The organism is Stenotrophomonas sp. STEN147, from assembly GCF_056757995.1.
Genome location: NZ_JBRRCG010000009.1, coordinates 133951 through 152167, shown reverse-complemented (window position 1 = coordinate 152167; position 18217 = coordinate 133951). Strand labels below are relative to the sequence as shown.

Here is an 18217-nt window from a genome sequence, read left to right as displayed (position 1 = left end):
GTTCATCCGGTGACCTCTGTATGTGAACCGGCGCCGGGCACGCGGCCTTCGCGCAGCGCGCCGAACACCACCTGGCTGTTGTGCAGCAGCTCGGCATACCGGGCATCGTCTGCGAAGGGATCGGCCCCGCGCATCAGCAACTGCCAGGCGTCACTGCGGGATTCGCCCCAGCTGCGGTCGCTGCCATGCCACTGCTTCCAGCCCTCGCTGCGCTGTTTCTCGCCACTGGTCGTGTACAGCACCCAGCCGGTGTAGGGAGCGAACCACAATGGTTCACGCAGGCCATGCCGGCGCAGCTGCAGCAGCGCGCGCAGGGCGGCGCGTGCCGCGGGCACGGACAGTGCCGGCAGGACGTGCGGACCCTGACCGGCGTCACCGCCGTCGTGGAACTGGACCAGCGGCAACGCGTCGCCTGCCGCATTGGCCAGCAGCCAGTCCAGCCCCTGGCGGATCACCGCGTTGCCGTTGAGCGTGCCCGCGCGCAGCCGCACCAGACCGCCGGGATGGCGATCGGCAACCCGGCCGTGCAGGCGCACGCCGTCGATCTGGACCTCATAGCGGCGGCTTTCCGGCTGTACGCCCTGCATCCAGCGCAGCATTGCGTCGGCATAGGGACGGGTCTTCGATTGTTCCACCTCGAACTGCCGCTCGCCCAGCGCACCGGACGGCACCAGCGCACGTGCGCGCAGCCTCGGGTAGAGCGGGTCGTCATCGCCGGTGAGGGTGGCACGCACCACCGCGGCCTGCACACTGCGCGTGTCCGGCCCTCGCGCGGACAGCACCAGCGGCTCCAGATCAACGACGTCCTCGACCTCATCGGCCAGTCGAAGGCCCAGAGACTGCGACAGGAACTGCCCAGCCGGGTCGCACAGGAACCGGCGCAGACTGTCCAGAGACAGTTCTTCTTCCACCGCAGCTTCGACCGGCGGCGGCAGCGCCGCCGCGTCGAACCACGGCGACAGCCCGCCACGCTGCCCGGCCAGGCGACCGGCTGCCGGATGCCATTGCCGGCGGTAGCTGAAGCGACGCGGGTCGCCATCGCCGAACGCGGCGGGGGAGAACGGCTGCAGCGCGTGGCGGACCGTGAATCCCGCGGCGGCGGCGGCTGGATCGAGGTGGTAGGCCGCTGCGGCGTCGATCAGCTCGCTGACCAGCACCGACGGTTCCCTCACGCTGCCATCGCGTGGATCGGCGCCGAGGTAACTGAGGTAGAACACGTCCTGTGCGGCGGCGAACAGCTGCAGGAACAGGAAGCGATCGTCCTCGCGGGTGGAACGGTCGCCCGGGCGGCGTCGGGGCGTGTCCAGTTCGGCGGTGAGCTGGTTCAGGCCGGCCGCCGGATCGCGACGCGGGAAATCGCCATCATTGAGGCCGAGTACGCAGATCACCCGGAACGGCAGCAATCGCATCGGCACCATGCGGCCGAAGCTGATGCCGCCGGTCAGCAGCGGTGCACGCGTGTCGGCTTCAGCCAGGGCGGAGCCGAAATGCGCACGTATCACTTCAGGAGGCACCCCGTCGCTGAAGCCGGCCTTGTCTGCGTCTTCGGCGAACTGGTTGAGCAGTTTGCGCAGCCGCTCCAGCGCGCGCTGGCTGTTGGGTGAGCCGGGCGGGGTCGGCAGCAGCGCATCCAGCAGCGACAGCAGGCGCTGCCGCCACTGCTCCGGAGTCAACGTCTCGCCAAGACGGCGCTGATAGGCGGCCAGTACCCGCAGCAGGCGCAGCAGGCGGTCCAGCGCATCCAGCGCGCCACCTTCCAGCCCGGTCCACGGTGCGACGCCGGCCAGGTCGGCATCGCTGCCGGTGGCATGGCCCAGCAGCAGGCGATCCAGCGCGAACTGCCAGGTGTAGGCATCATCCGGCGGCGCGCCGTGCCGGGCGCGATGGTCCGCATCCAGCCCCCAGCGTGCGCCCGCCTGCTGCAGCCAGCCATGCAGGCGGTCGAAGTCGGTCGCGTCCAGTCCGGCCGCCTCGGCCAGGGGCGCGCTGGCCAGCAGATCCAGCATTTCATTCAGGCCGAACCGCGAGACCGGCAGGCCAATCAGGTGCACGAACACATCGGCCAGCGGTTCGCCCGCCAGCGGACTGCTGTCGGCCAACGCGTAGGGAATGTGGTCGTCCTCGCCGCCGCGGCCACCGAACACGGCCTCCAGGTAGGGCACGTAGGGATCGATGTCCGGCGCCAGCACGGCGATCTCGCGGGCCTGCAGCGGCGGGTCGAAGCGGTCATCCTCAAGCAGGCCACGCAGCTGGTCATGCAGGACCTGCAGCTCGCGCAGGCGGGTGTGGCAGGCGTGCACCTGCAGGCTGGGATCATCGCCGGCCAGGCCATCACGCAGTTCGCCGGACGGCAGCGCCCGACGGTGGAACAGATCGCGCTGCAGGCGGTGCAGCAGGCTGTCGGACAGGCCGCCGTCGGCCATCGTCGGCCGCGCGTCGTCTTCCGGGTCGGTGTAGGCGGCGATCTCACCGGCCGGGTGTACCACTTCATAGCTGCCCAGCACCGCCATGAAGTCGCGGCCGGCTGCGCCCCAGGCTTCCAGCAGGCGGTTCTCTCCCGCCGCTTCGCCGAACGGATCGGGAGCGCCGCTGCGCAGCCGCTCGGCCAGGGTCTGCAGGTCGCCCCAGTACGACTGCACCGGGGTGGGCAGGTAGAAGTGCAGCTCGCCCACCCGTGCCTGGGTTGCCATCACCCGCAGCACGTCCGGGGAGATGTTGAGCGTCGCGAATGCGGACAGGCGCGGCGGCAATCCCTGCGGCAATGGCTGGCCGGCGCCCTCGAAGCGGTCCAGGTAGGTCTGGATGCGACGCGCGCGGTAGCCATGCCCACCGGCAACGGCGCGCCACAGGATCGCCTGGGGATCGGCCGGGTCGGCCCCGGCCTCCCAGCGCAGCAGCCAGTCGCGCCGCCAGGCCTGGTATTTCTCGAACACCGACGCCAGCTCGCCGGCCAGGGCCCAGGGTTTCAGCCCATCACTGCCGGCCAGATAGGACTGCAGCGCGCGCATCGGTGGTTGCCCGAGCAGCGCCGGATCGCGCAGCGCCCGGTACAGCCGCCAGTGCAGGCCGGCAGCATCGAGATCGTCGGCTTCGCCCTCGACGTTGGCGTTGAGCGCACGGGCGACGAACTCACCCGGGGTGAGGAATTGGAGGTTGGCGGCGACACCGTATTCGGCGGCCAATGTCGCTTGCAGCCAACGCCGCATCGCCACCTGTGGGATCAGCACCACGTCCGGTGCGAGCAGCGGCTGCCCTGGCATCGGCGCACGGACGTTGCGTGCCAGCAGCGCGGCCAGCACATCCAGCGAGTTGGAATGGTAGAGGCGGAAGTCGCTGCCCGGGTCACTCATCATGCACAGTGTGCAGCACGGCTGGCAGTATTCAATGGTCAAACCTGTCACCGGCACGGATTGTTCCGGGCCGCCCGGCGATTGTCCCGACCTGCCCGGGGCCCTGCCGTGCCACAATACTGCACCGTCCAGTCTGCTTATGTTCAGCCGGCTGACCCGATCCTTCGATGTCGAAAAAATGTTAATGGTGCCCATGTCGGCTTCCACCTCCAGTCTGGTGCAGTTGTCCAACGTCCGCATCGACCGGAGCGGACGCACGATCCTGCGCGACGTTTCCCTGCAGGTGCCGAAGGGCAGCATCACCGCCGTGCTCGGTCCCTCCGGCAGCGGCAAGTCGACCCTGCTGGCCGCGCTGACCGGCGAACTGCGCCCGGCGACCGGCGATATCACCCTGTTCGGCAAGCCGATCCCGCACCGCAGCGCCGAGCTGCTGGAGATGCGCAAGAGCGTCGGCGTCCTGCTGCAGGGCAATGGCCTGCTGACCGACCTCACCGTGGCCGAGAACGTCGCCCTGCCGCTGCGCACCCACACCCGCCTGCCGGCGGCGGTGCTGCGCCGGCTGGTGCAGATGAAGCTGCATGCGGTGGGATTGCTGGCCGCGGCCGACGCCTGGCCGCGCGAGCTGTCCGGCGGCATGGCGCGCCGCGTGGCGCTGGCCCGTGCGCTGGCGCTGGATCCGCCGCTGATGATCTATGACGAGCCGCTGACCGGGCTGGACCCGATCGCGTCCGGGGTGATCATGAGCCTGATCCAGCGTCTCAACCACAGCCTGGGACTGACCAGCATCATCGTCAGCCACCACGTGCACGAGACGCTGCCGATCTGCGACCAGGTGATCGCCATCGCCAACGGCGGCATCGTCTTCCAGGGCACGCCCGACGCGCTGCAGTCCAGCCAGGACCCATTGCTGCGTCAGTTCCTGCACGGCCAGCCCGATGGCCCCATCCCGTTCGACGCCGAGCCGCGCGCGAGGGTCGCCTGATGCCCTTCATCCAAGCCACCCGCTCGCTTGGCCGCGCCGGCCTGTTCTCGCTGACCGTGCTGCGCGGTTCGCTGCCGACCCGTGATTTCCTGGCCGAACTGACCCGCGAGATCTACAAGATCGGCGCGCGCTCGCTGCCGATCATCGCTGTCGGCGGCGCCTTCGTCGGTCTGGTGTTGACCCTGCAGGGCTACCGCACGCTGACCACCTTCGGCGCGGCCGATGCCCTGTCGACCCTGCTCGGCTTGTCGCTCTACCGTGAACTGGCCCCGGTGCTGACCGCGCTGCTGTTCATCGGCCGTGCCGGCAGCTCGATCGCCGCCGAACTGGGCCTGATGCGCGCCACCGACCAGATCAAGGCACTGGAGCTGATGGCGATCGACCCGGTGGCCAAGGCCGTGGCGCCGCGCTTCTGGGCAGCCGTGCTGACCGTGCCGCTGCTGACCGGCATCTTCTGTTCGCTGGCGATCAGCGCCAGCTACTTCGAAGCGGTGCACGTGCTCGGGCTGGACAATGGCGTGTTCTGGTCGGCGCTGCGCAACAGTGTCGACTTCTGGGACGATTTCGGCGTGGCGATGCTGAAGTCGGCGATCTTCGGCGGCACTGCAGCCCTGGTCGCCGCCTATGTCGGCTTCCACGCCGAGCCGACCATCGAAGGCACTTCGGTGGCCACCACCCGTGCGGTGGTCAATGCCTCCCTGCTGGTGCTGATGTTCAACTTCGTGCTGTCGGCAATGCTGTTCACCTAACCCTTCCATCGGCGGTGCGCGGTGCGCGCGGCCACAACGACTCGATCAGGTACTCCCCATGGCCATCCGCGGTCCCAGACTCGAATTCTCCGTCGGCGCATTCCTGCTGCTGGCCCTGGCGTCGCTGCTGGTGCTGGCCGTGGCTTCCACCAACCAGCGCTGGAGCTGGGGCGGTGACGGCTACGAGCTGAAGGCGCGCTTCTCCCAGGTCGGCCAGCTGCGCAAGCAGGCGCCGGTCAAGATCGGCGGCGTTACCGTCGGCCAGGTTGCCGCAATCGACCTGGACCCGGTCAAGTTCGAATCCATCGTGACCCTGCGCATGGACAGCAAGGTCAAGGACCTGCCGGCGGATACCTCGGCCGGCATCTTCACCAGTGGTTTGCTGGGCGAGAGCTATATCGGTCTTCAGCCCGGTGGTGATCCGGAAGTGCTCAAGCCCGGTGAGGAGATCGTCTTCACCCAGCCGGCGGTGGACCTGATCCAGCTGGTCGGCAAGTACATGTTCAGTGGCGGCGCCGGCGGCGGCGCAGACCCGAAGCCCAACGATGGCGCACAGGCGCCTGCAAAGGAACCGCAACCATGAAGATGAAACTGATCCCGGCCCTGCTCGCGTCCTCGCTGCTGCTGGCGACCCCGTTGCTCGCCCAGGCGCAGGCCGCGGCCCCCGCTGCCGCCGCTCCGCAGGCCCAGGCCGGCAAAGTGGTCATCGATGCCAGCAGCCGCATCCTGTCCACCCTGCAGCAGCGCAAGAGCGAGTTCAGCAGCAATCCGTCCAGCCTGCGCTCCTACATCGACAGCGAACTGAACCGCACCTTCGACCGCGACTACGCGGCGCGCCTGGTGCTGGGCACGCATGCACGCGGCGCGTCGGATGCGGACATCAAGCTGTTCGCCGATGCGATGGCCGACAGCCTGATGCAGCGCTACGGTTCGGCCCTGCTGAACATCCAGGGCAGGCCGAGCTTCCGCCTGAAGGGTGAAAGCCCGCTGCCCGGCAACCGCGGCGTGCGGGTGAGCACCGAGCTGGTGCGTGCGGGCAACGAGCCGACGCCCGTCGAGTACTGGATGCGCAACGTGAACGGCCAGTGGAAGATCTTCGACGTCAACATCGAGGGCATCTCCTACGTGCAGACCTTCCGCAACCAGTTCGACAGTCCCCTGCGCCAGAAGGGCATCCGGCAGGTGGCCAACGAACTGCACAGCGGCAGCATCCAGGCCGGACCGGCCGGCAATGGCAAGTAACGCGCTGGCACTGCTGGAAGGCGGCACCCTGCGCCTGCGCGGGGCGCTGGATCGTGCCGCTGTCATTGCCCTGTGGCCGCAGCTGCAGGCGTTGCCGGCGCAGCTGGCACGGCTGGAACTGGGCGAGGTCGAGCGCGTGGACAGCGCCGGCCTGGCCCTGCTGGCCGAACTGGCCGCGCGCGCGCGCAAGGCCGGCCACCCCCTGGTGATCTCCGGCATGCCCGCCGGCTACAACGAACTGAGCGCAGCCTACCGGCTGTCGCCCGACCTGGATTTCAACGCTACTTCTGCTGCGAGCTGACATGAACGTCGTACGCGCTCTCCCCCTGATCGTCCTGGCCGCCGCGCTCAGCGCCTGTGCCGGCAAGCCCGCGCGCAGCGATGCGCCGGTTGCCGATACGCTGGTTCCGGCCAGCCCGACCGCCGCCACCGATACCGCCACCGATGCCCCCGCACCGGCAGTGGAGCCCACCCCCGTGGCCAGCGGCGAAACGGCCACGGCCAATACGCCTCCGGCCACGGACGCGTCTGCTGGAACCAGTGCCTCGGCTGCCGCTGCGCAGCCCGGCGGCGACGATGATTTCGACGCGCTGTACGGCGCCGACGGTGCGGCTGGCAACGCGGTGGCCTACGACCCGTGGGAACCGTTCAACCGCAAGGTGCACCGGTTCAACGTGGCGGTCGACAATGCCGTCGCGCGACCGCTGGCGACGGCTTACACCCACGTGGTGCCACGCTTTGCCCGCACCGGTGTGAGCAACTTCTTCAGCAACCTGCGCTCGCCGGTGACGATCGTCAACCAGCTGCTGCAGGGCCGTCCGGATGATGCCTGGGACACGCTGGGTCGCTTCCTGATGAACTCGACGCTGGGTATCGGTGGCCTGTTCGATCCGGCCAGCAAGGCGATGGTCGCCAACCGCAAGGAAGACTTCGGCCAGACGCTGGGCGCGTGGGGCTGGCGTCGTTCGCGCTACGTCGAGCTGCCGTTCTTCGGTCCCCGCACCGTGCGTGATGTGTTCGGCCTGGCCGGCGACATGCCGCTCTCGCCGATCCGCAACATCGAAGAGGACAAGGTCCGCATCGGCCTGCAGGGCCTGCAGCTGGTCGACAGCCGCGCGCAGCTGCTGGCGGTGGACGATCTGCGCAGTTCGGCGGTGGACGAGTACGCGCTGGTCCGCGATGCGTGGCTGCAGCGTCGCAACTACCAGATCGAGAACGATCTGCGTGGCAAGCGCAACCGCGGCCAGGACGATCCCAATTCGCCGATCCCGATCGATGCGATGCCGATGCCGCAGTGGGGCAACTGAGTCCTGCCGGCACCCGATGAAAAACCCCGCCTCGGCGGGGTTTTTCATTGCGGGCGATCAGGCGCCCAGTGCGGCGTCGACGGCCTCGCGCAGACGCGCATCATCGGCGGCCACATCCGGCGCGAAGCGGGCGATGACCGCGCCGTCGCGGCCCACCAGGAACTTCTCGAAGTTCCACAACACCGCCGGCGCCGGGTGGATCGGAATCTCCTTGCTGGACAGGCGCTCGCGCAGCGGGCCTTCGCCGATGGCCTGCGGCTGCGCGGCGATCAGCTGCTGGTAGAGCGGGTGCGTGTCGTCGCCGGCCACGCTGATCTTGGCGAACATCGGGAAGGTGACATCGTAGGTCAGCTGGCAGAACTGCTGGATCTCCGCCTCGCTGCCCGGCTCCTGGCCAAGGAAGTTGTTGGCCGGGAAACCGAGCACTTCCAGCCCCTGTGCCTGCTTCTGCGCATACAGCGCCTGCAGGCCCTCGTACTGCGGGGTCAGGCCACACTTGGAGGCGACGTTGACCAGCAGCAGCACCTTGCCCTGGTAATCGGCAAGAGTGGACGGCTGGCCGTCGATGGTGGTGAGGGGAATGTCCTGGATCGGGGTGCTCACGCGGGGTGCTCCGGCAACAGCGGGGAATGGCCCATCAGCATAGCGCCGCGTGGCTGCGCCGGAACGCCTCAATCCACGCAGAGCGTGCCCTGTGCCTTGCCGTCGTCGATGCGCTGACGGCAGCCGAAGTTCTGGCTGACGTCGCGCTGGCAGGTGCCGGTGGCTGCCGTGCCGACGGCGATGCCGTCGCTGGCCAGGCATTGGCCGGTGCAGTCACGCTTGCTGCTGCAGGTCTTTCCTGCGTCGGCGTATGGAATCACGCACTGCAGGCGCTGCAGGCGTCCCAGCGGCTGCAGGGTGCCGCCGGCGGCCTGGCAGTCCACATCACGCGCGTCCTGGTAGGCCTGCGTGGCCTCCGGGCCTGGCTGGGCATCACCGGCCTGCGTGGCGGGCGGTGTACTGCTGCATGCAGCAAGCGCTGCGGCCAGGGCCACACTGGCGGCAAGGTGGAAACGCATGGCGGTACCTGTTGGCGATGGACAGGCCGCCAGCATACGCATCGCCCCCGTAGGCAGGGTGTCTGCGTCGCTCAGCGGGCGTCGGTCCCGCCTTCACTTCCGTCATCTTCGCCGCTGCCTTCCGCATCCCCTTCGCCCAGGTCGCCGAGCAGCGACTGCGCCTGCTCGGTGGCCAGCGATTCCACTCCGCGCAGCCTGCGCTCGATGGTGCGCGTCTTGCGGCTGGCGTCTCCGATGCTGCGGCCCACGGTGCTGATCTGCTTCTCGGCCTTCTCGAGGATGCCGGCGAACTTGCCGAATTCGCTCTTCACCGCCCCCAGCAGGCTCCACACCTCGCTGGACCGCTGCTCGATGGCCAGCGTGCGGAAACCCATCTGCAGACTGTTGAGCAGAGCGGTGACCGTGGTCGGTCCGGCCACGACCACGCGGTGATCGCGCTGCAGGCCGTCGACCAGGCCCGGGCGCCGGATCACTTCGGCATACAGGCCCTCGGTAGGCAGGAACATCACTGCGAAATCCGTGGTGTGCGGCGGCACGATGTACTTCTCGCAGATCGACTTGGCCTGCACCCGCACCGCGCGCTCAAGCTGGACGCCCTGCAGGCGCACGCCCTCGGCATCGCCCTGCTCCTGCGCATCGAGCAGGCGCTCATAGTCCTCACGCGGGAACTTGGAGTCGATCGGCAGCCATACCGGCGTGTCGTCGTGCCTGCGGCCCGGCAGGCGCACGGCGATGTCGACCATCTCGCCACTGTCCGGACGGACCTTGACGCCCCGCGCGTACTGCTCCTGGGTCAGGGTCTGCTCGAGAATGTTCTCCAGCTGCACTTCGCCCCAGCTGCCGCGGTTCTTGACGTTGGTCAGCACGCGCTTGAGGTCGCCGACGCCGGTGGCCAGCTGCTGCATCTCGCCCAGCCCGCGCTGCACCTGCTCCAGGCGTTCGGAGACCAGGGTGAACGACTGGCCCAGTCGTGTTTCCAGCGTCGACTGCAGCTTCTCATCGACGGTGTGGCGCATCTGCTCCAGCTTCTGGGCGTTGTCGTTCTGCAGCGCGCGCAGCTGTTCTTCCAGAGTGGTGCGCATCTCGGCGATGCGCTGTTCATTGCGCTGGGTCAGCTCCTGCAGCCGCAGGCCCAGGCTCTCGGTCAGGCGCTGCTGGGACAGTGCACCCTCTTCGCGGCCCTTGCGTGCATCGTCCACCAGGGTCTGGCGCAGCGCGCCGAGCTGGGCATCGGTGCGGCCGGTGAGTTCCTGCAGCTGCTGGCCGAAGGCATGGATTCGCGCTTCCTGCTGTTGGCCGAAGCTCTCCAGCTGGCCGCGCAGTTCCTGCAGCCGCTGCGCCAGCAGGGCGCCGCTGCGCTGCTGGCTGTCGGCGGCTTCGGCGCGCGCCTTGCGTGCATCCTCGCCCAGCGCCTCGCGCAGCAGGTCCAGGCGCTGGTCGGTGCGGGTCGACAGGTCGGTCAGCGCCCGGGCAAAGCCATCCAGCTGTTCGCGCAGTTCACTGCGGCCGGCCCGCGCCTCCTCGCGTACGGCCTGCTCCAGCCGATCATGCGGTGGGCGGCGCAGCAGGGCGACCAGCTGCAGGATGAGCACGACCAACAGGAGGCCGGCGATGAGCAGGAATTCGGTTTGCATGGCACCAGTGTAGGCTGGGCCAGTCTCAACTGCTGCGTCCCGCCCCGCCCATGCTCGCGCTGTTCGGAAAGCCCACGTCGATCAACGTACGCAAGGTGCTGTGGCTGTGCGCCGAGCTCAGGCTGGCCATCGAGCACGATCCGGCACCGTCGGCACGGCGGCTGGCCGGGCTGAATCCGAACCAGCAGGTGCCGGTGCTGCGCGACGGCGGCTTCGTGCTGTGGGAATCGAACAGCATCTGCCGTTACCTGGCCTCCCGCGCCGGACGCGCTGACCTGCTGCCGGCAGATGCGCAGGCGCGTGCGAAGGTCGAGCAATGGATGGACTGGCAGGCGACCGACCTCAACACCGCCTGGCGCCACGTGTTCATGGCGCGCGTGCGGCAGCATCCTGACTATCCCGACGACGGCCGCGCCGAGACCGGCCTGGCCCGCTGGAATGAGCTCATGGGTCTGCTGGATGCCCAGCTGGCCGGCACGGGAGCGTATGTCACCGGCGACCACTTCACCCTGGCTGACATCGTGCTCGGTCTGTCCACCCAGCGCTGGCGCAGCACCCCCGGCGCCAGGCCCGCGCTGCCCTGCGTTGACGCCTGGTTTGACCGCCTGCGGTCGCGACCCGGGTTCGCCGAACACGTCGACAACGGTGAACCCTGAGGCAGCGGTACGTACCGCGAGGCCTCCTGCAGGACTGGGTCATGCTTTGCTCTGCAGGAGGCAGACAGGCCTCTACCAGCCTTCGAGAACGATCTTGCCCTTGGCGCGGTGACTCTCCAGCACGGCATGCGCGCGGCGCAGGTTCGCCGCTTCAATGCGGCCGAAATGCTCGCCCAGCGTGGTCTGCAGCACGCCGGCATCGACCAGGTCCGCGACGCGGTTCAGCAGCACGTGCTGCTGCTGCATGTCCGGCGTCCGGTACAGCGGGCGGGTGAACATCGATTCCCAATGCAGCGACAGGGCCTTGCGCTTGAGCGCCATCACGTCCAGCTGGCCAGGATCGTCGATCAGCCCCAACTGGCCCTGTGGCGCCAGCACCTCCACGATCTGCGCGAAATGCTGGTCGGTGTGGGTCAGGCTGGCGACATGCTCCACCTGCGCGATGCCCAGCCGTGCCAACCCTTCGGCCAGTGGCTGGCTGTGGTCGATCACATGGTGCGCGCCCATCGCGTACACCCAGTCCTGCGTCTCCGGGCGCGAGGCGGTGCCGATCACGGTCAAGCGGGTCAGGCGACGCGCGAGCTGCACCAGGGCCGAGCCGACGCCACCGGCCGCGCCGATCACCAGCAGGGTCTGGCCCTCGCCTGCGCCCTCGGCGATGCGCAGGCGATCGAACAGCAGCTCCCAGGCCGTGATCGCCGTCAGCGGCAGGGCTGCGGCGGCCGCATCATCAAGGCTGGCCGGCTTGCGGCCCACGCTGCGCTCGTCCACCAGCTGGTACTCGGCATTGCTGCCGGACCGGTCGATCACGCCTGCGTAGTAGACCGCGTCGCCCGGCTGGAACAGGGTCACCTCACTGCCCACCGCATCGACGATGCCGACGGCATCCCAGCCGAGCACGCGCGGGCCATCGGTGGCCATGTTGCGGCGGACCTTGGTGTCGACCGGGTTCACCGCCACCGCGCGTACCGCCACCCGGAGGTCGCGCGGGCCCGGCTGCGGAAGCGGCAGGTCGATATCGATCAGGGCCTGTGCATCGTCGATCGGCAGGCCGGCATGGGAATAGGCAATGGCGCGCATGGCAGCGGTCCAGTGGGAAAGGAGGCCACAGCGTGCGCCGCGCACGGTCCGCCGGAAAGGCGCACAATCGGGCAGGACTTTCACTCCTGCGATGAAAATGATCCGCTTCGACGACCTGCAGCTGTTCGTCCGTACCGCCGCGCTGGGCAGCTTCTCGCAGGCCGCGCGCGAGGCCGACCTGCTGCCCGGTCAGGTCGCCGCCGCCGTGGCCCGGCTCGAGCGCGAACTGGACCTGCGCCTGTTCGTGCGCACTACCCGCAGCCTGCGGCTGACCGCCGAAGGCGCGCTGTACCTGCCTTACGCGCAGGAGGTGCTGGCGACCCTGCGCGAAGGCCAGGCCCGGGTGCAGGGCGAGGATGCCGAGCTGCATGGCACGCTGCGGCTGTCTGCCCCGTCGGACTTCGGACGCAACCTGCTGCTGCCGTGGCTGACCCGGTTCCGTGCGATGCATCCGCGCTTGCGGCTGCATCTGCGCCTGTCCGACGAAGTGGCTGATGTATTCCGCGATCCGGTCGATGTGGCGATCCGCATCGGGCACTTCGATGATGCCAGCTATGTCGCCCTGCCCCTGCTGGAAGGCAACCGGCGCGTGCTGGCGGCGTCGCCCGGCTACCTGCAGCGGCGCGGCACGCCGCAGCGGCTGGAGGATCTGCGCGAGCACGACTGCCTGGCCTACCAGCTCGGTGGTCGCGCCTACGACCGCTGGGCCTTCGAGGTCGACGGCCGTCGCGTGGTGATCCCGGTACAGGGCCCGCTGGTGTGCGACGACGCCGATGTGGTGCGCCGCTGGGCGGTGGCCGGTGAGGGCATCACCTACAAGTCCTGGCTGGACCTGCGCGAGGACGTGCTGGCCGGGCGCCTGCGGCTGCTGCTTGGCGGTGTGGGCAGCCACATCCCGCTGCAGCTGGTCTGCCCGCACCGCAAGCAGTTCTCGCCCGCGGTGCGGCAACTGCATGCGCAACTGCGCCAGCACCTGCAACCGCTGCTGTCGGGCATGCCCGAGGGTAGCGGCGGCCCCCTGTCGCAGCGCGCGGCACTGGCCGACAATACCGGCTCCCCGTAGCGAGAGAACACCGCCATGCCGTGGATGGGCATCCAGGACCTGTGGACGTTTCTGGTCGCCGTGCTGGTGTTCCTCGCCCTGCCCGGGCCTGGCACGTTCACCCTGTTGACCGCCACCGGCCGGGGCGGGGTGCGCGGCGGCTACACCGCACTGGCCGGCCTGCTGGTCGGCGACCAGATCCTGATGTGGCTGGCCCTGGCCGGCGTGGCGGCCCTGCTGAAGGCCAACCCGCTGGTCTTCCACGCCGTGCAGTACCTGGGCGCGGCCTATCTGGTGTGGGTGGGCATCAGCCTGCTGCGCACGCCCAGGCAGGAGGGGGGCGATGCCGGCCCGATCCGCATGCAGCCGGGCCGCTACTTCCAGCAGGCGATCCTGGTCAGCCTGCTCAATCCGAAGGCGATCCTGTTCTACATGGCCTTCCTGCCGCTGTTCATCGATCCCAGGGCGCACCAGGGCATCGCCACCTTCGTCGCGCTGGCGGGGATCATCTTCGTGGTCAGCATCGCCTACTGCTCGCTGCTGATCTGGGTGGGCAACCTGGCGCGGCGCCGGTTGATCCAGCATCCGCGCGTCAGCGACGCGCTGCGGCGCGTGGCCGGAGTGTTCCTGGTCGGCTTCGGCATCCGCCTGGGACTGAACGGCTGACCGGCACGGCGACGGCTGTCGGGCCCGTTCCGCAACCTTTGTGCTGATTCCGGCAGTGTCGTCGCGGTCATGCGCGCGCTGCGTCCGGCATGACCCCCGTCAGTGGTAATGCTGCGCTGCGTTCGGTCACACTCGGAGACTTGTCGTTATCAGTCACCCCTTCCGAGGCCTGCATGTCCCTGCTCCGGCGCAAGTCCCTAGATTCCGTCACCGTCCACGAAGCCGGCAGGCGACTGGTCCCGACACTCAGCTGGCCGCACCTGATCGCGCTGGGCATCGGCGCCATCGTCGGTACCGGCATCTACACGCTGATCGGCGTCGGTGCCAATCTCGCCGGCCCGGCCGTCCTGATCTCCTTCGCCATCGCCGGTGCGGTCTGTGCCTGTGCGGCCCTGTCCTACGCCGAGCTGTCGACGATGATGCCGGCCGCCGGCAGTGCCTACACCTACAGCTACAGCGCGTTGGGCGAGGTGTTCGCTTGGGTGGTGGGCTGGAGCCTGATCCTGGAGTACTCGCTGGTGGTCAGCACGGTGGCCGTGGGCTGGTCGGGGTACTTCGTCGGCTTCCTGGAGTGGGTCCACACCCAGTTCGGCTGGGACGTGACCCTGCCGGCCGCGCTGGCCGCGGGTCCGCACGTGGAAGGCGGCATGATCAATCTGCCGGCGATCGTCATCACCTGGCTGGTGGCCCTGATGCTGATGGCCGGCACCAAGGAGAGCGCGACCCTCAACGCGATCCTGGTGGTGTTCAAGCTGATCGCGCTGGCCATCTTCGTGGCAGTGGCACTGCCGGCCTTCGACAGCAGCAACCTGCAGCCATTCATGCCGTATGGCTTCGCCAAATCACTGGGTCCGGATGGTGTCGAGCGAGGCGTGATGGCGGCCGCCGCGATCATCTTCTTCGCCTTCTACGGTTTCGACGCGATCTCCACCGCTGCCGAGGAGACCAAGAACCCGGGCCGCGACCTGTCGATCGGCATCATCGGCTCGATGATCGGCTGCACCATCGTCTACGTGCTGGTCGCGCTGGCCGCCGTGGGTGCGATGAGCTACGCGGTGTTCGGCCACAGCGCCGAGCCACTGGCGCTGATCATGCGCCAGCTCGGCCACCCCACCGCGGCGATGGTGATCGGTGTCATCGCGATCATCGCCCTGCCGACCGTGCTGCTGGCCTTCCTGTACGGGCAGAGCCGCATCTTCTTCGTCATGAGCCGCGATGGCCTGCTGCCGCGTGGCCTGTCCAAGGTCAGCGCGCGCACCGGTACGCCGGTGGCCACCACGCTGTTCACCGCGCTGGTGGTGTCGGCCCTGGCCGGCGTGGCACGCCTGGACGAGATCGCGGCATTGGCCAATGCCGGCACCCTGGCGGCGTTCACCGCGGTAGGCATCTGCCTGGTCGTGCTGCGCGTGCGTGAACCGAACCGCGAGCGAACCTTCCGCACGCCGCTGGCCTTCATCGTCGGGCCACTGGCCGCGCTGGGCTGCATCTACCTGTTCATCAGCCTGCCGCACACCACGCAGCTGTACTTCCTGCTGTGGAATGTCGCGGGCCTGGTGCTGTACTTCCTGTACAGCCGCCGCCATGCGCTGATCGCGCGCTGATCCAGACCGCGCCGGGCACGGCCCGGCGCAGATCCGGCCCGGGCGGGGCGGTTACCCGCCCTGCCTGGCGGCGTAGTCCTGCGCCTGCCGCATCACCCGCAGCAGATTGCCGCCCCAGATGCCGGCGATCTGCTGTTCCGTGTATCCCTTGCGCAGCAGCCACGCGGTGATCTTCGGCAGCTGGCTGACATCGGGCAGGTCACTCAGGCCGCCGCCGCCGTCCCAGTCCAGGCCGATGCCCACGTGTTCGGGCCCGACCACCTGGAGGATGTGCTCGAAGTGGGCGAAGAAGTCCTCCAGGCTGGCGTGCCGGACGGGGTGTTCATGGTCCAGCGCCTGTTCGGCCTTCAACAGGGCCACGCCCTGCTCCATGCCCATGCCTTCCCAGCCTCCCAGCTGCCGGCTGAGTGCTTCTTCGGCCTGTTTGCGCTCGGCCGTCTTGCCGGTGTCGATCAGATAGCCGCCATAGGCGTTGACCTGGATCACACCACCAGCCTTGGCCAGCTTCTTCAGCCGCGCGTCGTCGAGGTTGCGTGGATGGTCGTAGACCGCCTTGGCTGAACTGTGCGAGAGCACGAACGGCACCGGCATCATCGCCAGCAGATCGTCGAACACGGCATCGGAGGCATGCGACTGGTCGATGACGATGCCGAGCTTCACCGCCTCGCGCACCAGCGCCTTGCCGGCCGGGCTCAGGCCTTTCCACTCCGGTCCCTTCGGATCGGTCGCAGAATCAGCGAACTCGTTGTTGGCGAAATGCACCGTGCTCAGCAGGCGCAGGCCGGCACGGTGATAGAACGAAAGCAGGCTGGGGTCGGCCACCAGCGGGCTGGCGTTCTCCATGCTGATGTAGACCACGCGTTTGCCGGCGGCCTTGATCCGCGCTGCATCGTCAGCGGTCAGGGCCAGAGCGAACCGATCGCCGTTTGCCGCCACCATCTCGCGGATTTCCAGCAGGCGCTGCAGGCCGTGATCGCGCTCGGCCAGGTGGGCGGCAGCGCTGCGGTCGCCCTGGTCGGTGTAGATCGCCCAGAACCCGCCGTCCAGTGATCCCTCGACCATGCGCGGGTAGTCCACCTGTGACAGCGCGTTGCGATCATGGCGCTGTTCGATATCGAAGCCGGTGCGGCCAAAGTTGGCCGGCGTATCCAGGTGGCTGTCGAGCGTCAGCAGGCGCTGCTGCAATGTCTTGGCACGCGCAAGCTCCTGCGCGCTGAACTCGATGGCATGGGCGGTCAGCGGCGCGCTCAGCGCCAGGGCAAGCAGCACGGACAGACGGCGCAACGACGGCATGGGGTTCCTACCGGCAATGGGAAGAACCCGACCATAGCGCTGCGGCCGGCCAATTTGTAGAGCCGAGCGCATGCTCGGCTGCCAGACAGATCAGCCGAGCGTGGGCTCGGCTCTACAGCGCCACGCGGTCAATCGACCACGCGGCAGAACACCGCCTTCAGGTAACGCGATTCCTGCACATGGGCCATGAACGGATGATCCGCGCCGGCACCGGCAACCTTCAGGATCTGCAGGGTGCGGCCGGAGAAATAGGCCGCACGGCGCAGCATGTCCAGGAACTGGTCCTCGGCCACCAGGCCGGTGCAGGAGAAGGTGGCGAACAGGCCACCGGGCTTGACCACGCCCAGCGCCAGCTTGTTCATGTCCAGGTACTTCTTCAGCGCATTGATCACCTGGTCGCGGTCGCGGGTCATCTTGGCCGGATCCAGGATCACCACGTCGTACTGCTCACCGCGGTTGGCGGCATCGCGCAGCCACGGGAAGATGTCGGACTGGATGAACTTCGGGCGCACGTTGTTCAGGCGCGAATTGCCCTTGGCGATCTGGATGACGTCTTCATCGATGTCGATGCCGACCACGTCCGAGGCCCCGCGTGCCGCTGCATAGACCGCGAAGCCGCCGGTGTTGCAGCACAGGTCGAGTACGCTCTTGCCTTCCACCTGCTGGCTCAGCCATTGCCGGTTCTCGCGCTGGTCGGCGAAGAAGCCGGTCTTGTGCGCGCCGGCCGGATCGGCGCGGAACTTGATGCCGTACTCGGTGATCACCGACGCCTCGGTGGTGGTGTTGCCGTGGAAATCGAAGCTTTCCTGCTTCTGCACGTGTTCGTCGGCGAAGCTGTGGAAGCGGCAGCCGGGGAACTGCTCACGCAGCGCATCGTAGATCCACTCGCGGTGGCGGAACATGCCGGCGGCGAAGAACTCGACCACCACCAGGTCGCCGTAGCGATCGACCACCAGGCCGGACAGGCCATCGCCCTCGCTGTGCACCACGCGCCAGGCGTCGGACACGGCGTCCAGCTTCAGCACGTCACGGCGCAGCGACACCGCCTGGGCGATCTTGCGCGAGAACCAGCCGGCATCGACCGCAACGGCCTGATGGGTTTCAAGAATGCGCACGGCGATGCGCGAGTGCCCGTTGTAGAACCCGCGCCCGATGAATTCCCCGTCCACCCCGACCACGTCGACGAGGGAACCGGGCTTGGGCCGGACGGTCGGCTTCTCGACCAGTTTCTGGAAGATCCACGGGTGGCTGGAGCGCCACGCGTTCTTGAGACGGACAACGGGAAGGGGGGTATTCATCCACCTATTGTAAACCGGCCGCCGGGAGTCATATCCCCGCGGGGGCTCTGACCCCTCTCTGGCGGGAACATGGGCTCGGGGCCCCTGCGGGGATCCGACCCCGGTGCCCGGGCATTTGACGGCGGACGCGGCAGGCCGCAGAATCGGCGCCAGAAGGGGAGTAGCTCCCAGACGTTGTCGCCGTCATTTCGAGCCCGCAGGCTCCGGTGCAACGGCAGTTCCAGCCGACTGGAACTGCGAGCGAGACCTTCGCCGT

The 18217-nt window shown here is 68.4% G+C and carries 17 protein-coding genes; 10 read left to right on the top strand and 7 right to left on the bottom strand.

What is annotated here, in order from left to right:
* Positions 1–2: 2 nt before the first annotated feature.
* Positions 3–3353: an exodeoxyribonuclease V subunit gamma gene (gene recC, locus ACVOKU_RS11210; RefSeq protein WP_481559939.1), complete on the bottom strand. Its 3351-nt coding sequence runs from the start codon at positions 3351–3353 to the stop codon at positions 3–5.
* A gap of 190 nt (positions 3354–3543) precedes the next feature.
* Between recC and ACVOKU_RS11205 the strand changes: the two genes are divergently transcribed.
* From ACVOKU_RS11205 to ACVOKU_RS11180, 6 genes are read left to right on the top strand one after another with little or no spacing between them, the layout of a single operon-like run.
* Positions 3544–4332, top strand: a complete 789-nt coding sequence (locus ACVOKU_RS11205) for an ABC transporter ATP-binding protein (RefSeq protein ID WP_481559938.1) — start codon at positions 3544–3546, stop codon at positions 4330–4332.
* Positions 4332–5081 carry an MlaE family lipid ABC transporter permease subunit gene (locus ACVOKU_RS11200; RefSeq protein ID WP_065174057.1) on the top strand — a complete coding sequence of 250 codons (750 nt, stop codon included), beginning with the start codon at positions 4332–4334 and terminating at the stop codon, positions 5079–5081. The genes ACVOKU_RS11205 and ACVOKU_RS11200 overlap by 1 nt, the downstream gene beginning before the upstream one ends.
* A 58-nt stretch (positions 5082–5139) precedes the next feature.
* Positions 5140–5664: an outer membrane lipid asymmetry maintenance protein MlaD gene (gene mlaD / locus ACVOKU_RS11195; protein ID WP_053517247.1), complete on the top strand. Its 525-nt coding sequence runs from the start codon at positions 5140–5142 to the stop codon at positions 5662–5664.
* A complete protein-coding gene (locus ACVOKU_RS11190; protein ID WP_053517245.1) occupies positions 5661–6323 on the top strand; it encodes an MlaC/ttg2D family ABC transporter substrate-binding protein in 663 nt (220 codons plus the stop codon). The genes mlaD and ACVOKU_RS11190 overlap by 4 nt, the downstream gene beginning before the upstream one ends.
* On the top strand, positions 6313–6624 hold the full coding sequence (locus ACVOKU_RS11185; protein WP_053517244.1) for an STAS domain-containing protein: 312 nt from the start codon (positions 6313–6315) through the stop codon (positions 6622–6624). Before ACVOKU_RS11190 ends, ACVOKU_RS11185 begins: the two co-directional genes overlap by 11 nt.
* Before the next feature lies 1 nt (position 6625).
* Positions 6626–7630: an MlaA family lipoprotein gene (locus ACVOKU_RS11180; RefSeq protein ID WP_481559937.1), complete on the top strand. Its 1005-nt coding sequence runs from the start codon at positions 6626–6628 to the stop codon at positions 7628–7630.
* A 57-nt stretch (positions 7631–7687) separates the two neighbouring features.
* Here ACVOKU_RS11180 and ACVOKU_RS11175 read toward each other — a convergent pair whose 3' ends face one another.
* From ACVOKU_RS11175 to ACVOKU_RS11165, 3 genes are all read right to left on the bottom strand, one after another.
* Complete coding sequence (locus ACVOKU_RS11175; protein WP_340044140.1) at positions 7688–8233, bottom strand: glutathione peroxidase; 546 nt, start codon at positions 8231–8233, stop codon at positions 7688–7690.
* Positions 8234–8301: 68 nt separating this feature from the next.
* Positions 8302–8691 (bottom strand): hypothetical protein, encoded by a 390-nt coding sequence (locus ACVOKU_RS11170; RefSeq protein WP_481559936.1) that lies wholly within the window; start codon positions 8689–8691, stop codon positions 8302–8304.
* Between the two features lie 71 nt (positions 8692–8762).
* Positions 8763–10325: a DNA recombination protein RmuC gene (locus tag ACVOKU_RS11165; RefSeq protein ID WP_481559935.1), complete on the bottom strand. Its 1563-nt coding sequence runs from the start codon at positions 10323–10325 to the stop codon at positions 8763–8765.
* A gap of 50 nt (positions 10326–10375) precedes the next feature.
* On the opposite strand from ACVOKU_RS11165, the gene ACVOKU_RS11160 reads away from it, so the two are divergent.
* Complete coding sequence (locus tag ACVOKU_RS11160; RefSeq protein WP_481559934.1) at positions 10376–10981, top strand: glutathione S-transferase family protein; 606 nt, start codon at positions 10376–10378, stop codon at positions 10979–10981.
* A gap of 72 nt (positions 10982–11053) precedes the next feature.
* On the opposite strand, the gene ACVOKU_RS11155 is transcribed toward ACVOKU_RS11160, so the two are convergent.
* Positions 11054–12061, bottom strand: a complete 1008-nt coding sequence (locus ACVOKU_RS11155; protein ID WP_481559933.1) for a zinc-binding alcohol dehydrogenase family protein — start codon at positions 12059–12061, stop codon at positions 11054–11056.
* A gap of 91 nt (positions 12062–12152) precedes the next feature.
* Here ACVOKU_RS11155 and ACVOKU_RS11150 point away from each other — a divergent pair, with 91 nt between their 5' ends.
* The 3 genes from ACVOKU_RS11150 (at position 12153) to ACVOKU_RS11140 (ending at position 15370) form a co-directional block, all read left to right on the top strand.
* The gene (locus ACVOKU_RS11150) at positions 12153–13124 is read left to right on the top strand and encodes a LysR substrate-binding domain-containing protein (RefSeq protein ID WP_481559932.1); all 972 of its coding nucleotides are present in this window, start codon (positions 12153–12155) and stop codon (positions 13122–13124) included.
* Positions 13125–13139: 15 nt separating this feature from the next.
* On the top strand, positions 13140–13769 hold the full coding sequence (leuE, locus tag ACVOKU_RS11145) for a leucine efflux protein LeuE (RefSeq protein ID WP_053517234.1): 630 nt from the start codon (positions 13140–13142) through the stop codon (positions 13767–13769).
* Positions 13770–13942: 173 nt separating this feature from the next.
* Positions 13943–15370, top strand: coding sequence for an amino acid permease (locus ACVOKU_RS11140; RefSeq protein WP_053517233.1), 1428 nt, complete (start codon positions 13943–13945; stop codon positions 15368–15370).
* A 51-nt stretch (positions 15371–15421) separates the two neighbouring features.
* Here ACVOKU_RS11140 and ACVOKU_RS11135 read toward each other — a convergent pair whose 3' ends face one another.
* Together ACVOKU_RS11135 and ACVOKU_RS11130 are read right to left on the bottom strand one after the other, a co-directional pair.
* Positions 15422–16663, bottom strand: a complete 1242-nt coding sequence (locus tag ACVOKU_RS11135; protein ID WP_481559931.1) for a dipeptidase — start codon at positions 16661–16663, stop codon at positions 15422–15424.
* Positions 16664–16791: 128 nt separating this feature from the next.
* Positions 16792–17961 carry a class I SAM-dependent rRNA methyltransferase gene (locus ACVOKU_RS11130; RefSeq protein WP_053517230.1) on the bottom strand — a complete coding sequence of 390 codons (1170 nt, stop codon included), beginning with the start codon at positions 17959–17961 and terminating at the stop codon, positions 16792–16794.
* Positions 17962–18217: the final 256 nt, after the last annotated feature.

Coding starts and splice junctions, on each gene's coding strand:
- recC (WP_481559939.1), bottom strand. CDS start 3,353: ATGATGAGTGACCCGGGCAGCGACTTCCGCCTCTACCATTCCAACTCG.
- ACVOKU_RS11205 (WP_481559938.1), top strand. CDS start 3,544: ATGTCGGCTTCCACCTCCAGTCTGGTGCAGTTGTCCAACGTCCGCATC.
- ACVOKU_RS11200 (WP_065174057.1), top strand. CDS start 4,332: ATGCCCTTCATCCAAGCCACCCGCTCGCTTGGCCGCGCCGGCCTGTTC.
- mlaD (WP_053517247.1), top strand. CDS start 5,140: ATGGCCATCCGCGGTCCCAGACTCGAATTCTCCGTCGGCGCATTCCTG.
- ACVOKU_RS11190 (WP_053517245.1), top strand. CDS start 5,661: ATGAAGATGAAACTGATCCCGGCCCTGCTCGCGTCCTCGCTGCTGCTG.
- ACVOKU_RS11185 (WP_053517244.1), top strand. CDS start 6,313: ATGGCAAGTAACGCGCTGGCACTGCTGGAAGGCGGCACCCTGCGCCTG.
- ACVOKU_RS11180 (WP_481559937.1), top strand. CDS start 6,626: ATGAACGTCGTACGCGCTCTCCCCCTGATCGTCCTGGCCGCCGCGCTC.
- ACVOKU_RS11170 (WP_481559936.1), bottom strand. CDS start 8,691: ATGCGTTTCCACCTTGCCGCCAGTGTGGCCCTGGCCGCAGCGCTTGCT.
- ACVOKU_RS11165 (WP_481559935.1), bottom strand. CDS start 10,325: ATGCAAACCGAATTCCTGCTCATCGCCGGCCTCCTGTTGGTCGTGCTC.
- ACVOKU_RS11160 (WP_481559934.1), top strand. CDS start 10,376: ATGCTCGCGCTGTTCGGAAAGCCCACGTCGATCAACGTACGCAAGGTG.
- ACVOKU_RS11155 (WP_481559933.1), bottom strand. CDS start 12,061: ATGCGCGCCATTGCCTATTCCCATGCCGGCCTGCCGATCGACGATGCA.
- ACVOKU_RS11150 (WP_481559932.1), top strand. CDS start 12,153: ATGAAAATGATCCGCTTCGACGACCTGCAGCTGTTCGTCCGTACCGCC.
- leuE (WP_053517234.1), top strand. CDS start 13,140: ATGCCGTGGATGGGCATCCAGGACCTGTGGACGTTTCTGGTCGCCGTG.
- ACVOKU_RS11140 (WP_053517233.1), top strand. CDS start 13,943: ATGTCCCTGCTCCGGCGCAAGTCCCTAGATTCCGTCACCGTCCACGAA.
- ACVOKU_RS11135 (WP_481559931.1), bottom strand. CDS start 16,663: ATGCCGTCGTTGCGCCGTCTGTCCGTGCTGCTTGCCCTGGCGCTGAGC.
- ACVOKU_RS11130 (WP_053517230.1), bottom strand. CDS start 17,961: ATGAATACCCCCCTTCCCGTTGTCCGTCTCAAGAACGCGTGGCGCTCC.